This window comes from Kineococcus esterisolvens (assembly GCF_050871405.1).
GTDB lineage: Bacteria > Actinomycetota > Actinomycetes > Actinomycetales > Kineococcaceae > Kineococcus.
In genome coordinates this window covers 37,212-50,870 of record NZ_JBJLRI010000013.1, presented here as the reverse complement: position 1 = coordinate 50,870, position 13,659 = coordinate 37,212, and the positions used below count along the sequence as shown (strand labels likewise).

The following is a 13,659-nucleotide window of genomic DNA, read 5'->3' as shown; positions in this document are numbered from 1 at the left end:
CGCAGGGCGGTACCGCACCACCACCTCGTGGCCGGGAGAACTACGGCGAGGTGCCTCGGGCCGTCCCGACGGCGCCGTGGCGGACCGGGACTGCTCGGTCGTCGACCGCTGCGGGTACGCGTGTGAGCCCCGCCGACGGTGGGAGGACGCTGCACGCACCGAACGGCGGAGGTCCTGGCCCCGCGCGCCGTGCTGGGATCGGCGGATGACCTCCCGCGGTGACCTGGCGGACCTCGTGCGGCGCGCTGCGGAAGCGCAGGCGAACCGCCACGAGGGACTCGTGGTCGCCGCGCTGCGGGGTGAGCGGTCCGCGGTGCACGGTACGGGCAGCACCGGGGGCACGGGGTCCACTCCGGACGGGGACACCCTGTTCCAGATCGGGTCCGTCACCAAGGTGTTCACCACCCTGGCCCTCGCGGCGGCGGTGACACGGCGTGAAATCACGATCGACACCCCCGTGGACGACCTCCTCGGCATGCCTTCGCCGACAGCGGATCCGCCGATCACGCTGGGTCACCTGGCTGCGCATTCCTCCGGGTTGCCGCGCCTACCGCCCGGAGTGCTGCTGCGCGGTCTCCGGCAGCGTTCGGACCCCTACCGCGGGTTCGGCCCCGACGACCTCGTCACCGGCTACAGCAGGGCCCGGTCCAGAGCGCGCCCCGGACGACGCTTCCGGTACTCCAACTTCGGCGTCGCCCTGCTCGGGGAAGCTCTCGCACGACACGCGGGGACCTCCTGGGACCGGCTCGTCGCCGCCGAGGTCACCGGCCCCCTGGGGTTGCGGGACACGGTGCCGCACGTGCGCCCCGACCAGCAGGACCGGCGGGCCACGGGGCACTCGGCCCGCCGCCGGCCGGTGCCGGACTGGGACCTGGGCGCGGTCGCGCCGGCCGGTGGCCTGTGGTCGAGCGCGCACGACGTCCTGCTCTTCCTCGGCGCGCACCTGGAGCCCGGGGGCAGCGAGGTGCCCGACGCGCTGCGACTGGTGCAGCAGCCGCGGTTCCGGGCGAACCGGTGGATGCGGCTGTGCCTGGGCTGGATGCTCACCCCGCTGAGGCGGTCCGGGCGTTCGGTGCTGTGGCACAACGGCGGCACCGGCGGGTTCTCCTCCTTCGCCGGGTTCCAGCCCGAGACGGGAGCGGGGGTCGTCGTCCTGAGCAACACCGCGCGTTCCGTGGACCGGGCGGGGATGGGCCTGCTGGAAGAGCTCGTGCACGGAGCCGCCACCCCCTGATGCCGGACCCGGTGCACCGGGCCTCGTCCGTGGTCGTCCACCAGTCGCCGCTGACGGGGGCTCAACGGATCCCCCGACCGTGCAGCGGGTACGCCGTGACCGTGCACGTGCGCCTTGCGCCACAGCGCAGCGGCCTCGCGCGCACGAGCGGGTCTCAGCTGTCGGAGTCGCCGTGCCAGCGCTCCCCGGCCGTCACCAGGGCAGCGGTGGCGAGCATGAGTCCTCCCAGGACGAGGAAGGTGCCGTGGACGTCCTCGCCGTTCGAGGTGATCCGGTGCGCGCCGGTCAGCACGACCAGGAACCCCGCGAGGGGCATGGTGATGACGGAGACCTTCCTCACGGGTCCAGCTCCTCCTCGATCGTCTCGGTCGACGGGCGAGGACCGCATCGACCGGGCCGGGCCGGCTCGAACAGCGCGGGCCCCTCCCGGTGCCGCGGTCGCCTCTGGCACCCCCTCCACGGCAGGTGAGCGACGCCTGTCCGTCGCCGCGTGCTTCGGTGGCGCTGCCGGCGCCGGGCCACGAGGCGGGTGGTGGGCACGGGCACCCGCTGCGGTGCACGCCACCGCGGCCAGGCCCAGCGGTAGCGCCACGTCACCAGGAGGGCGCCGGCGCACCCGCTCCCCGGCGGACCACCTCGAGCTCCTCGGAGGGCCGGCGCGCCCCTCGGCGCACTCGTGCGAGAGCGGCCGGACCCGCCGACCGGGACCGCCCGTGCTGGGCGCGCCCCCGCTCCGGTACCCGTCCTGCGCGTGGGGTTCACGAGCCGCGCGCACGGCGCCACGACCGCGCAGGGCTGCGACGGCGGAAGCGGCGCGCCTCAGCGCAGCAGCAGGACGTTGCGGTGCGCGGCGAGCTCCTCGTCGCCGGGTTCGTGGCCGGCGGGGATGCGCAGCGCGATCTGCGCCGGGGTGGTGCCCGCGGCGAACGCGCCGCGGAAGAGGGCACCCACCTGCTCGGGCTCCTCCACCAGCTCCCCGTGCACCGTGCTGCGCTGCCCGGCGCTGAGCAGCTCGGCGCTCGCGCCCCCGCGGAAGTTGATCCGCCACGGCGCGCTGGTGAAGACCAGGCGCTGACCGGCGACCTCGTGCACGCCCACGGGCACGTCGAAGCGGCGTCCGCTGCGCCGGCCGGTGACCGTGAGCACCGCCACCGGCAGGTGCCGGCCCAGCGGGCCGGGAGCCAGCCGGCGCACCACGGGGTTGGCGATGCGGTCGATGAGCCACTGGGGTGGGCGTCGGTCCTGCAGGGTGGTGGGGTTCACGGGTGCTCCTGGTCGGCGCCGGCGCCGGCGGCGGTGGCGGTGGATCGACTGGTGGGTCGGGCGCTGGTGTCGCGGTGAGCTCACCCGGCGCGGCGCGAGCGCATCGCCTTCAGCTGGGTCAAGGAGGGGTCGGTGCTCAGGCGGGCGTACCCGGGGGAGTCCACCGCGTGGGCGGTGATGCGGCCGGCCTCGTCGAAGTGCAGGCCCCAGCCGTACGTCTTGGGCAGCGGGGAGGCCCGCAGACACGCGCGGGGAGAGGCGAAGTGCTCCTCGAGCAGTTGCTGCAGCTCCTCGGCCGGTAGCTGCTCCAGGCCCGCGGGCCGGCCGTCGACGGCTTCGCGGGCGCGCACCTCGGGCGAGGAGGCCAGCAGCACCTCTTCCTGCGTGTAGTGCCCGGGACGTGCGGTGAGCATCGCGTGCTGCACACCGGCCACCGTGGGCTTCGCCCGTGCCGGCGGTGCTTCGCCGGTGGGTGCCCGGCAGTCCTCGGCCACGGAGATGAAGGTGTCGCGGTAGCCCATGCCCCTTCCTACCGCGCTGCGCCGACACCGCGACAGGTCGGACATCGACACGACCGCGACGTCGTGCCCCGGCGGGGGAGCGGTGCGGCCGCCCGGCGATCGCACGAGGCGACCAGGACCGCGCCCGACGGCGTGACACGGCGCCGACCCCCGGGCCCGCCCGGCTGGTCCGCCGCTCCCCGGGTCACGCCTGTGCGGGTTCGCCCGGACCAGACGGTCATCGACGGTTGCGACCGCCGCCCGGCGGGCGCGGTCCCGGGTGGCCCCCTGGGCGCGTTCCTCACGTGTGCACGACGGCCTGGTCACCTCCGGGACCGAACAGGTGCAGGAGTTCCACCGTCCCCGTCCCGGCGGGGCCGAACCAGTGCGGTGTCGTGGTGTCGAACTCGGTCGCCTCGCCGGGCGCCAACGACAGCTCGCGGTCCGCGACGAGCACGCGAGCGGTTCCCGCGAGGACGTGGAGCCGGACGAAGCCCGCGTGCGACCGCAGGCGGACCTCGCGCTGACCGAGCACGTGCTTGAACACCCGGATCCGGCTGGGGTAGCGGGTGAGCGGGACGACGACGCCGCCGCCCGTCGACCGCTGCGGCGTGAGGTGCGTCCGCGGATCGCCGGTCCGCGCCTGCACGAGGTCGTCGAGCGCGACCCGGTGCACCCGTGCGAGCGGGATGAGCACGTCCAGCGTCGGCCGGCGCGCGCCGGTCTCCAGCCGCGACAGCGTGCTCGCCGAGATGCCCGACTCCGCCGCCAGTCGATCGAGGGTCAGCCCCCTGGCCGTGCGCAACGCCCGCAGCCGCGGCCCGATCCGCCCCAGCACCTGTTCGAGGTCCTCGGCGCCCTCCCGGGTGCTCTCCACCGGCCGAGTCTGACCCGCTCCTTGCGGAGACTGCAAGATCGCTGGGCCCGGCGGCCGGTTTCGCGGATGCTGTTGCGAATCGTTCCCGACAGGAGTGTCATGACCACCACGCTCGACCCGAGCTCACCGTCCACCGCCCTGGGTCCACGACGCCGGTGGACGATCCTGGCCGTCTGCGCCTCCAGCCTCTTCCTCGTGGGACTGGACACCACCGTCGTCAACGCCGCTCTCCCGTCCATCGCGGCCGACCTCGGTGCCGGAGCGCTCGCCCTGCAGTGGATCGTCGACGCCTACACGATCGTCTTCGCCAGCCTGCTGATCACGTCCGGGGCGCTCGCCGACAGGTTCGGTCGGCGCAGGACGCTGCTCACCGGGATGGTGGTGTTCGCCGTCGCCTCCGCGGCCTGCGCTCTGGCGACGGGTGCCGGCTCGCTCGTCGCGGCCCGGGCCCTGCAGGGGGTCGGGGCCTCGATGCTGACGCCGGTGGCGCTGGCGATCGTGGTCACCGCGATGCCCGACCCGCGCGAGCGAGCCCGGGCCATCGGGGTCTGGTCGTCGGTGTTCGGGCTCAGCACCGCGGTGGGGCCCCTGGTCGGCGGTGCCCTGCTCACGACGACGGCAGGCTGGCGGGGGGTGTTCTGGCTCAACGTCCCCGTCGCGGCCGCAGCCGTCGTCCTCGTCCTCGCGGTCGTGCCGGAGTCCCGCGCGCCGCGGCCACGCCCCCTCGACCCGTGGGGTCAGCTGCTGCTGGCGGGGGTGCTCGCCCTCGGCGTCGGGCTGCTCATCGAGGCTCCGCACCTGGGCTGGACGTCGCCGGCCACGATCGGTCTCGGCGCCGTCCTCCTGGCCGGAGGGGCGGCGTTCGTCGCCTGCGAGCGCCGCGTCCCCCAGCCGCTCGTCGACCCGTCGCTCTTCCTCCGCTGGTCGTTCACGGCGGCTGTGCTGGGGGCCGTGGCGCTCTTCACGGCGCTGTCGGCGACGCTGCTGTTCACGACGTACCACCTGCAGGTCGGGCTCGGCTGGGACGCCCTGACCGCGGGGACGGCCCTGTTGCCGCTGGCGCTCGGGGCGCTCGTCTGCGGTCCGCCGTCCGGTGCGCTGGTGGCGCGGTTCGGCCCGCGGCCACCGCTCCTGGTGGCGGCCCTCAGCACGGCGACGGGCGGCGTGCTCGCCTGGTCGGCGACGCAGGCGGACGGGACGCGCGTTCCCGTCCTGCTGCTCGGCCACCTCCTGATCGGCGTCGGGCTGGGTTTCGGCAACGCCCCCATCACGAACACCGCCGTGAGCGGGCTGCCGCCCGCGCGGTCCGGTGTCGCCGCCGGGATCGCCTCGACCGCGCGCCAGGTCGGGTCCGCCGTCGGGATCGCCCTGGCAGGAGGGGTCGTGGCCGGGGAGCGCACCGTGTCGACCTCCGTGTCGACGGCGGTGCGCGGAGGGTGGTGGCTGGTCGTGGGCTGCGGGGTGCTCCTGCTCGCCGCGGCGGCAGCGGCCCGCCGCCGGGACCCGGTCGTCCGGTGACCACCGGGTGACCCCGCGGCCGTCGCGGCGAATCCCCGGTGCGGCCCGCAGCGGGTGGGCAGCACGGCGGCTCGGCGTCGATCTCCGCACTCCCAGGCCCCGGCGGGGCGGTGCACAGGCCCACCACAGGGGGCCGCCCGACACAGGAGGGAGCCGGGAGGGACCCGGTGCCACCGGAATGAGGAACACCATGAGGATCACCAAGAGGGCCGTCGCCGCAGGCACCGCGGGCGCCGTCGCCGCGGGCGGGATCGGGCTGGTGCTGCTCGGCGCCCCGATCGCGTCGGCGGCCACGACCGACTCGTCCACGAGCTCGAGCATCGGGGTCGGTGACCGGCTCCAGGCCGTCAAGGACGCGCTGTCCGGGCTGGTCGGCGACGGCACCATCACACAGGCGCAGGCCGACGCGGTCGCCGGCGCGCTGAACTCCTCCGACGCGCTGCGCGGCCACGGCGGTCGCGGCGGGTCGGGCGGGGGGCGTGCGCTGGACCTGGACGCCGCCGCGGAGGCGGTGGGCATGAGCGCCGACGAGCTGCGCACGGCGCTGCGGGCCGACGGCGCCACGCTCGCGAGCGTGGCCGCGGACGAGGGGGTGGAGGAGCAGGTGCTCGTGGACGCCCTCGTCGCGGCGGGGACGGAGCGGCTGCAGCAGGCCGTCACCGACGGTCGGCTGACCCGGGAGCAGGCCGACGAGCGGATCGCGGAACTGCCCGACGAGGTCGCCGCGGCGGTCGACGGGGAGTTCCGCGGCGGCCGCGGTGGGGGGCGCCCCGGCACCGGGGACGACACCGCCACCAGCGACACCGCCACCAGCAGCGGCACCGCCGCCTGAGCGCACACCCGGGACCACCCCGCCGTCCGGCCCTCTGAGGGCCGGGCGGCGGGGGGAGCAGCATCAGGCCGCGTCCGTGCGCGCCCAGAACTCCTCGTGGGAACGGTGCAGCCAGCCGTCCAGCCAGGCCCGGTCGGCGTCCTGCGGCAGGTCTGCGGTGCGCGACTCCCGCTCGAGGTCGGCCTCGAGGTCGTCCAGCCGCGCCAGCACCTGCGCCAGGGACCTTTCCCCGCGCCGCACGGCGCGCAGTTCCGTCAGGTCCGGTTCCGGGACGGGCAGCGTGACCCGGCCGGTGCGCAGCAGTTCCAGCCCCTGCAGGCCCAGCCGCAGCGCGTGGGTGGCGGGTTTCGGGGCGTGGTCGGTGGGGGAGGCGCTGCGCGCCCGCCGCGCCGCGCCGGGCCGCCGCTCACCCGTGAGGGCCTGCCGCTGCGCGCGCAGGTGGCCCAGGAACCTCCGGCCCGCCGCGCGGCTGGCGAACCGCCAGGACTCGCGGCGCAGTCCCTCCCCGGCCTCCGTCACCCGCACCACCTCGGTCCCCGGGACCCACAGCGGCAGCAGGACCGCGGGGTTCCCGGCGAGTGCCAGCCGGGCCCACTTCCGCGCCCCGTACACGACGACGTCGAGGTCGCCGGGGCCGGAGGGTTCCCGCAGCCCGCGCGGGCGCTCCCACGCGGTGTGGAACTCGTACTGCTCGAACGGGACGAGCCGGCCGGTGGGGGTTCGGACGCGCGCGGCTCCGGTGGCGAACCGGCGGGGTTCCAGGCACAAGCCCACCTCGTCGCGGTCGTCCTGCCCGGCCAGCGCGGTGCCGTGGACGCCGCTGCCCACCCGGGTTCGCAGGACCGTCCCGGCCTCGGTGATGCGACGGGCCTCCTCGCCGGCGTGGGGGTGGGTGGTCACACCCCCACGGTAGGAGGTCGGCCTGCCGGGAGGCGACGGGTTCGCGGGTCCCCCTCGCGGTGCGGCGGTGGGTGCGGTGGGTGAGGTGGGGGCGAGCGGGCGCGCCGGTGCAGCCCGCGAGCCTCAGGGTTCCGCGCGTCCCGCGGCGGGCGGCAGCTCCCGCGCCATCTCGACCTCCCGCTGCCGCGGGTCGAGGGGGTACGGACCGGAGTTCCCCGTGAGCCGGAAACCGCGCCGGGCGTAGAAGGCCTGCGCCCGCTGGTTGTCCTCGTGGACCATCAGCCGCAGCACCGGCCCGTGCCCGGCGGCCCAGGCCTCGATCCCGTCCAGCAGCGCGTCGGCGACCCCGGCGCCGGGGCCGCGGTGGGAGGGGGCGACGTAGACGCCGACCAGCAGGGGAGCGGTGGAGGGGCCGGGGAGCCACCCGCCCATGGTGCCCACCCAGCGCCCGCCCCCGTCGACGGCGACGAGCACCGTGCCCGTGGCCGAGCGGCCCCGCCTCGCCCGTGCCCGCCACTCCGGCTCGTCGTGGCCCAGGGCGCTCTCCAGCGTCTCCAGGTAGGCGTGCGGGGTGTCCCGCAGCATCTCCAGCCGCAGTTCGCGCACGCGCTGCCAGTCGTCCTCGGTCGTCGCCCGGATGCGCACCCCCGCCACGGTGGTGAGCCTACCCACCGGGGAACCCCGCCGCTCACGTCACACGGAGGAAACACGAGGGTGGTTGAGTTCGTCCACACCGCCCCACCAGTTCCCGGAGGACCCGTGGCGAACCTGCCCGACGAGGCTCTCGACGCCTTCATCACGACCCGGCTGTCGCTCGCCGGCGTCGACCTGGACCAGTTGCCCGAGGTGGCCGACCCGGCCACCGGGGTCCCCACGCGCGAGGCCGCGATGGAGTCCCTGCGCACGTTCCTCGCAGGCCCCCTCGTGGACGGCGTCCGCACCGGCGGGACCGTCGAGGCGATCAACCGCTGGCAGCCGCGGTCCACCGGCGGCGACGTGACCACCGCCCAGGCCGCCGCCGCCCAGCAGACCGCCGCGCCGCTGGAGTACCCCTCCGTCGCCACGGCGTGGGCGCCGGGCTGGGAGGAGGCGCTGTGAGCGCGGCCGCGGACCGCGCCCTCAACCGCCGCACGTTCCTCGCCGCCGCGGCGGGGACGGGTGCCGTCGCGTACTCGGCCGCCACCTCGGTGCGCTCGGCGGCCGCCGCGGCCCCCGACGTCGAGGTGCGCTCGGCCGCCGCGGACGACCCCACGGAGGCGACGGTCGCCGAGGCCCTGACCCTGCTGCGCCGCGGCAAGCTCAGCGCCACCGACCTCGTGCAGGCGCACCTGGACCGCATCGAGCGCTTCGACGGCGTCTACAAGGCGTACAACACCGTCACCGCCGGTTCGGCGCTGGCGGCCGCCGCCGAGGTGGACGCCCGCCGGGACGTGCGGCGGGCCCTGTCGGGCATCCCCCTGTGCATCAAGGACAACTACTGGACCGCCGGGGTGCCCACCACGGCGAACTCCACCGTCTTCGCGGACTTCGTGCCGGACTCCGACGCCACCGCGGTGACCCGCCTCACCGCCGCCGGCGGCATCGTCCTGGGCAAGGGGCAGATGGGTCCGCTGGCGACGACGCGCGCCACCACCCCGGCGGGCGAGGTCACCACCGTCAACGCGTGGACGCCGGGCGACCCGTCCGTGGACCCGGGTGGTTCGTCGACCGGTCCCGCCACGGCCGTCGCCGCGCGGATGGCGGCGTCCTCCATTGGCACCCAGACCGGCGGCAGCATCACGAACCCGTCGCTGCAGCAGAACCTCACCGGCCTCAAACCCACCATGGGCCGCACGTCCATCGCGGGGATCATCCCGCTGACGTTCACGCGCGACCACTCCGGCCCGCTGGCCCGCGACGCGATGGACGCCGCGATCCTGACGTCCGTCATGGCCGGGCCGGACCCCGCGGACCCGCGGACCCTGGGCCTGCCCGACGTCCCCGACCTGGTGACGGCGGCGACGCCCGTGCGCGACGGTCGCGGCGTCCGGGTTCGCCGGGACACCCGCATCGGCGTCCCGGCGGACTGGTTCGAGGGCGTGGGCCCGGAGGTCGCCGCGGCGCGGCAGGGGTTCCTGGACCGGATGGGTGCCCTGCGCGGCGTCACGATCGTCGACGTCACGTACCCCGCCGACTGGGAACTGCTCACCGGGGCGTTCAACGCCGTCCGGCTGTCCGAGCGCACCGAGCCGTTCCGGCACTGGCTGCGGAAGGACCTGACGCTGTTCGGCGTGAGCTCCCTCAGCTGGCTGCAGGGACTGATGCTGTCCGGCGACGAGTGGATCACCGGCCAGCGCGCCAAGACGTGGCTGCTGCAGGAGCTGTACGCGGGGCTGTTCGAGAGCTGCGACGTCGTGCTGCAGACCTCCCCGGTGCCGTTCGACATCCTGGGGCTCCCGGAGATCGCCTTCCCCGTCGGTGACGCACCCGCCTACGAGGGCGGCCCGGCGGCACCCACGGGGGTGATCCTCGGCGGGCAGCCGTACGAGGAGGACCGGCTGCTGGAGGTGGCCGCCGCCCACCAGGCGATCACCGAGTTCCACCTGCGGCGTCCCGCCGACCCGCCGAGCGGCGTCCAGCTGCTCAGCGCCCCGGCGCTGCGGCTGGACGCCCAGCAGGTGGCGGCCACCGCCCAGTAGCAGCGGGCCGGCCCCGCCGCCCTGCCCGACGCGCAGGGCGGCGGGGCCGTGCCCGGGTGCGTGCCCGTCCACCCGGGCAGGATGGCCCCGTGCGCGACGACGAGCTCCTCCAGCGCTGGTTCCTCACCGGCGCCGAACGCGGCAACGACGCCACGCGCCTGCCGGCGTGGAGCCGGGGAAACCGGGTGCGTCCCCTCGTCGACGGCGCGACGTACTTCCCGGCGCTGGCGGCGGCGCTGGACGCCACCGGCCCCGGCGACCTCGTCCTCTTCGCCGACTGGCAGGGGGACCCGGACCAGCGGCTCACCGAGCGCGGCCCCACGATCGCCGAAGCCCTCACCGCCGCCGCACGCCGCGGGGCCGTGGTGAAGGGGCTGGTGTGGCGCTCGCCGCGGGAGTGGCAGCGCCTGGTGCCCACGCGCCGCCGCCACCTCGCCCAGCGCGTGCGGGGCGGTGCGCAGGTCGTCCTGGACCAGCGGGTGCGAAACTCCGGCAGCCACCACCAGAAGTTCATCGTGATCCGCCACGCCGGTCGACCTGACGACGACGTCGCCTTCGTCGGCAGCCTGGACCCAGCGCACAGCCGTCGTGACGACTCCGCCCACCTCGGCGACCCGCAGCCGCTGGCCTTCGGGAAGGCGTACGGCAGTCACCCCTCCTGGCACGACGTCCACGCGGAGGTCCGCGGGCCGGCCGTGGCGGACGTCGAGACCGTGTTCCGCGAGCGGTGGGAGGACCGCGCACCGCTGTCCCTGCTGCCGTGGCAGGTGTTCGGTGATCTGCTGCGCCGCGCGGTGCGCCGCCTGCTGCACCGGCCCGTGCCGCTGCCCCCGCCGCTGCCCGCCCCGGTGGCGGGCACGGGCGGTTCCTGCGCGGTGCAGCTGCTGCGGACCTACCCGCCGCGCCGTCCCCGCTACCCCTTCGCCCCCGAGGGGGAGTTCAGCATCGCCGCCGGCCACGCCAAGGCGCTGCGCCGCGCCCGGCGACTGGTCCACGTGGAGGAGCAGTTCCTCTGGTCGCGGCAGGTCGTGCAGGTGTTCGCCGACGCGTTGCGCGCCGCGCCGGGGCTGCAGCTGGTCGTGCTCCTGCCGCGGGAACCGAAGCGCGGCGGGATCGCGGCGCCGCCGCTGGTGCTCGGTCAGGTGCACGCCCTGCGGTTGCTGCGGGCGGCCGGCGGGGACCGGGTCCACGTCTTCGACCTGGAGAACCACGACGGCGAACCGGTGTACGTGCACTCCAAGGTCACCGTCGTCGACGACGTGTGGGCCTGCGTGCGCAGCGACAACCTCAACCGCCGGTCCTGGACGCACGACTCCGAGCTGTCCGTCGCCGTCCTGGACGAGGTGCGCGACCGGCGCGAACCGGTCGATCCCGCCGGGCTGGGGGACGGGGCGCGCCGCTTCGCGCGCGAGCTGCGCCTGCAACTGGTGCGCGAGCACCTCGACAGGGGAACCCCGGCGGTGGCGACTCCGGGGACGCCGACCTCCTCGACCCCGACAGCGCAGTGGACGCGCTGCGCCGCAGCGCCGCGGCGCTCGACGCCTGGTACGACGGCGGCCGCCGGGGCCCTCGCCCTCCCGGGAGGCTGCGCGTCCACCGCGACCCGGTCCTCCCGCGCTGGCAGCGGTTCCTCGCGGCACCCGTCCACCGGCTCGTCCTCGACCCGTCGGCGGCCCGCCACCGCTGACCCGGGCGCGGGCCCCGCCCGTCGGCGACCCGTGCCCGGTTCAGAGCACCTGCCGGCTGCTGCGCTCCCGGCCCGGTGGCCCGGACGGCAGCACCGCACGTTTCACCGTCCCGCGCCGTGCCCCCGTGCGTGCGGGGTCGCGCGCCGGTCGAGCCGTGACGGGCGCTCACCCGTGCGGCGCGGCCGCGGCGCGGCGGCCGGGTGAGGTGCCGCCACGCGGCGTGCCGGGCGTGCTGCGCAGGCCGCGGGGCCGTTCGGGTGGGTTCGCGCCCCGAGGCTCCGGAGACCACCCGCCGCAGGCCGAGACGTCCTGCAGCGCCGCGGAGGACAGGCCCCGCGGCGGAGAGGAGAACCCCCGTGTCGCCCTACGGCCCCCGCGTCAGCATCGCCTCCGTCCTCGCCGCCGAGGCCTACCTCGGCACCCGCGGACCCGCGCCCCGTCCCGCCGCACCGGCGCCCCTGGCCACGTCCGCCACCGCCGTCGTGGACGAACCCGCTGCCGGGTCGCGCCGCCGCTTCCTGGAACTGCTGCGCCCCGCCCGCCGCGTCGCCTGAGGACCTCAGGCGGCGCGCCGAACCCTCTCCAGCACGGCGTCCGCGACCGCCACCGGCTCCCGCTCCGGGAGCCAGTGGCCGGCCGGCAGCCCGGCGCCGGAGAACTCCCCCCGCACGTGCGAGGCCGTGGCGCGCACGGCCGCCGGGGCGAAGAACGGGTCGTGGCGCCCGTGCAGGAACGTCACCGGCACCCGCGCCGGACCGGTGCCGCCCCGGCGCAGCGGCAGCGCCCGGTACCAGCCGAGCGCGGCGCTCAGCGCGCCCGGTTCCGCCATCCGCCGCGCGTACCCCGCGGCGAGGGCGTCCGGCAGCCCGCCGCGCACCAGCAGCGCCCGCAGCACGGCGCCCGAGCGTGCCAGCAGCACCCGCTCCGGCAGCGCGGGCAGCTGGAAACCCACCGCGTACGCCGAGCGCAGCGCCTGGGTGCCGCGCAGCGCCGCCGCCCGCATCGCCGCCGGGTGCGGCGTGGACAGGACCGTCGCCGAGGCGACCCGCTCCGGGTGCCCGGCGGCCAGCGCCCAGGCCACCACGCCGCCCCAGTCGTGACCCACGACGTGGAAGGTGCCCGCGCCCGCCGCGTCGGCCAGCGCCAGCACGTCGGCCACCAGCTCGGGCAGCACGTACGCCGCGCGCCCGCCCGGTCGCGCGCCGGGGGAGTACCCGCGCTGGTCGGGGGCCAGCACCCGCAAGCCGGCGGCCGTCAGCCGCGGCGCCACCGCGTCCCACGCGTGCGCGTCCTGGGGGAACCCGTGCAGGCACACCACGACGCCCTGCGCGGTCCCCCCGGGCGCGTGGTCGCGCACGTCGAACACGAGCCCGTCCCGGTGGTAGCTCTCCACGCCCCCACCCTCCTCCTCCCCCGCTGGCCGGGGAAGCCGGCCCTCCCGCCCACCGCCGGGGTGGGGGAGGGTTTGCCGGACCGGCACGAGGGCTCGACGCCGGGCGCGGCGCCGCGCACGATGCGCCCGTGACCCTCTTCGACCCCGACGCCCCCGACGCCCGCGAGCTGTGGGAGGGCATGTACACCGCCGGCGAGCGCTGGAGCGGGCGGCCCAACGCCCTCCTCGTGCGCGCCGTCGAGCACCTGACCCCCGGCACCGCCCTCGACCTCGGCTGCGGCGAGGGCGGCGACGTCGTGTGGCTGGCCTCGCGCGGCTGGAGGGTCACCGGCGCCGACGTCTCGCCCACGGCGCTCGCCCGCGCCGCCCGCCACGCCGCCGACGCGGGCGTCGCCGAGCGCGTGCGGCTGGAGGAGCACGACCTCGGCGCCTCGCTGCCCGAGGGGCGGTTCGACCTCGTCGCCGCGTCCTTCCTGCACTCCGTCGCGCACCTGGACCGCGAGGGCGTGCTGCGCCGCGCGGCGGCCGCCGTCGCCCCCGGCGGCACCCTCCTCGTGATCGGGCACCTCGGGACCCCGCCGTGGAGCGACGCCTCGCACCACCACGTCCACCTGCCGACCCCGCGCGAGGTGCTCGACGCGCTCGCGGGCGCCACCGACGGCTGGGAGGTGCTGCGCGAGGAACGGGTGCCGCGCGAGGTCACCGGCCCGGACGGGCAGCGCGCCCACCTGGACGACGGCGTGCTGCACCTGAGGCGCCCGAACCCCTGACGGCGC

The 13,659-nt window shown here is 76.7% G+C and carries 14 protein-coding genes and 1 pseudogene; 8 read left to right on the top strand and 7 right to left on the bottom strand.

Going from position 1 to position 13,659, the window contains the following annotated elements; genetic code table 11:
* The first annotated feature begins 205 nt into the window (after positions 1-205).
* Positions 206-1,234, top strand: coding sequence for a serine hydrolase domain-containing protein (locus ACRYR8_RS06845; RefSeq protein WP_432483476.1), 1,029 nt, complete (start codon positions 206-208; stop codon positions 1,232-1,234).
* 154 nt (positions 1,235-1,388) lie between these two features.
* Here the strand turns inward: ACRYR8_RS06845 and ACRYR8_RS06840 are convergent, their stop codons facing one another.
* The 4 genes from ACRYR8_RS06840 to ACRYR8_RS06825 form a co-directional block, all read right to left on the bottom strand.
* Positions 1,389-1,574: a hypothetical protein gene (locus tag ACRYR8_RS06840; RefSeq protein WP_432483474.1), complete on the bottom strand. Its 186-nt coding sequence runs from the start codon at positions 1,572-1,574 to the stop codon at positions 1,389-1,391.
* Between the two features lie 479 nt (positions 1,575-2,053).
* A complete protein-coding gene (locus ACRYR8_RS06835) occupies positions 2,054-2,497 on the bottom strand; it encodes a grhN (protein ID WP_432483472.1) in 444 nt (147 codons plus the stop codon).
* 80 nt (positions 2,498-2,577) lie between these two features.
* Complete coding sequence (locus tag ACRYR8_RS06830; protein WP_432483470.1) at positions 2,578-3,018, bottom strand: DUF6157 family protein; 441 nt, start codon at positions 3,016-3,018, stop codon at positions 2,578-2,580.
* Positions 3,019-3,298: 280 nt separating this feature from the next.
* The gene (locus ACRYR8_RS06825; protein ID WP_432483469.1) at positions 3,299-3,874 is read right to left on the bottom strand and encodes a helix-turn-helix domain-containing protein; all 576 of its coding nucleotides are present in this window, start codon (positions 3,872-3,874) and stop codon (positions 3,299-3,301) included.
* Between the two features lie 99 nt (positions 3,875-3,973).
* Here ACRYR8_RS06825 and ACRYR8_RS06820 point away from each other — a divergent pair, with 99 nt between their 5' ends.
* The gene (locus tag ACRYR8_RS06820; RefSeq protein ID WP_432483467.1) at positions 3,974-5,392 is read left to right on the top strand and encodes an MFS transporter; all 1,419 of its coding nucleotides are present in this window, start codon (positions 3,974-3,976) and stop codon (positions 5,390-5,392) included.
* 190 nt (positions 5,393-5,582) lie between these two features.
* The gene (locus ACRYR8_RS06815) at positions 5,583-6,224 is read left to right on the top strand and encodes a hypothetical protein (RefSeq protein WP_432483465.1); all 642 of its coding nucleotides are present in this window, start codon (positions 5,583-5,585) and stop codon (positions 6,222-6,224) included.
* Positions 6,225-6,287: 63 nt separating this feature from the next.
* Here ACRYR8_RS06815 and ACRYR8_RS06810 read toward each other — a convergent pair whose 3' ends face one another.
* Together ACRYR8_RS06810 and ACRYR8_RS06805 are read right to left on the bottom strand one after the other, a co-directional pair.
* Positions 6,288-7,124 carry a DNA polymerase beta superfamily protein gene (locus ACRYR8_RS06810; RefSeq protein ID WP_432483463.1) on the bottom strand — a complete coding sequence of 279 codons (837 nt, stop codon included), beginning with the start codon at positions 7,122-7,124 and terminating at the stop codon, positions 6,288-6,290.
* A 123-nt stretch (positions 7,125-7,247) separates the two neighbouring features.
* Entirely contained in the window at positions 7,248-7,796 is a 549-nt protein-coding gene (locus ACRYR8_RS06805; RefSeq protein ID WP_432483461.1) for a GNAT family N-acetyltransferase, read from the bottom strand.
* Between the two features lie 87 nt (positions 7,797-7,883).
* Between ACRYR8_RS06805 and ACRYR8_RS06800 the strand changes: the two genes are divergently transcribed.
* The 4 genes and pseudogenes from ACRYR8_RS06800 (at position 7,884) to ACRYR8_RS06785 (ending at position 12,044) form a co-directional block, all read left to right on the top strand.
* The gene (locus ACRYR8_RS06800) at positions 7,884-8,222 is read left to right on the top strand and encodes a hypothetical protein (protein ID WP_432483459.1); all 339 of its coding nucleotides are present in this window, start codon (positions 7,884-7,886) and stop codon (positions 8,220-8,222) included.
* Complete coding sequence (locus ACRYR8_RS06795) at positions 8,219-9,802, top strand: amidase (protein ID WP_432483457.1); 1,584 nt, start codon at positions 8,219-8,221, stop codon at positions 9,800-9,802. The genes ACRYR8_RS06800 and ACRYR8_RS06795 overlap by 4 nt, the downstream gene beginning before the upstream one ends.
* Positions 9,803-9,858: 56 nt before the next feature.
* Positions 9,859-11,489: pseudogene (locus ACRYR8_RS06790) on the top strand (phospholipase D family protein).
* Positions 11,490-11,846: 357 nt separating this feature from the next.
* The gene (locus tag ACRYR8_RS06785; RefSeq protein ID WP_432483455.1) at positions 11,847-12,044 is read left to right on the top strand and encodes a hypothetical protein; all 198 of its coding nucleotides are present in this window, start codon (positions 11,847-11,849) and stop codon (positions 12,042-12,044) included.
* A gap of 5 nt (positions 12,045-12,049) precedes the next feature.
* On the opposite strand, the gene ACRYR8_RS06780 is transcribed toward ACRYR8_RS06785, so the two are convergent.
* Entirely contained in the window at positions 12,050-12,883 is an 834-nt protein-coding gene (locus tag ACRYR8_RS06780) for an alpha/beta fold hydrolase (RefSeq protein WP_432483453.1), read from the bottom strand.
* Between the two features lie 128 nt (positions 12,884-13,011).
* Between ACRYR8_RS06780 and ACRYR8_RS06775 the strand changes: the two genes are divergently transcribed.
* Entirely contained in the window at positions 13,012-13,653 is a 642-nt protein-coding gene (locus ACRYR8_RS06775) for a class I SAM-dependent methyltransferase (protein WP_432483451.1), read from the top strand.
* The last annotated feature ends 6 nt before the right edge of the window (positions 13,654-13,659 follow it).

What these genes read in the sequence shown, in the direction of transcription:
- ACRYR8_RS06845 (WP_432483476.1), top strand. Translation starts at nt 206, where the DNA reads ATGACCTCCCGCGGTGACCTGGCGGACCTCGTGCGGCGCGCTGCGGAA.
- ACRYR8_RS06815 (WP_432483465.1), top strand. Translation starts at nt 5,583, where the DNA reads ATGAGGATCACCAAGAGGGCCGTCGCCGCAGGCACCGCGGGCGCCGTC.
- ACRYR8_RS06830 (WP_432483470.1), bottom strand. Translation starts at nt 3,018, where the DNA reads ATGGGCTACCGCGACACCTTCATCTCCGTGGCCGAGGACTGCCGGGCA.
- ACRYR8_RS06820 (WP_432483467.1), top strand. Translation starts at nt 3,974, where the DNA reads ATGACCACCACGCTCGACCCGAGCTCACCGTCCACCGCCCTGGGTCCA.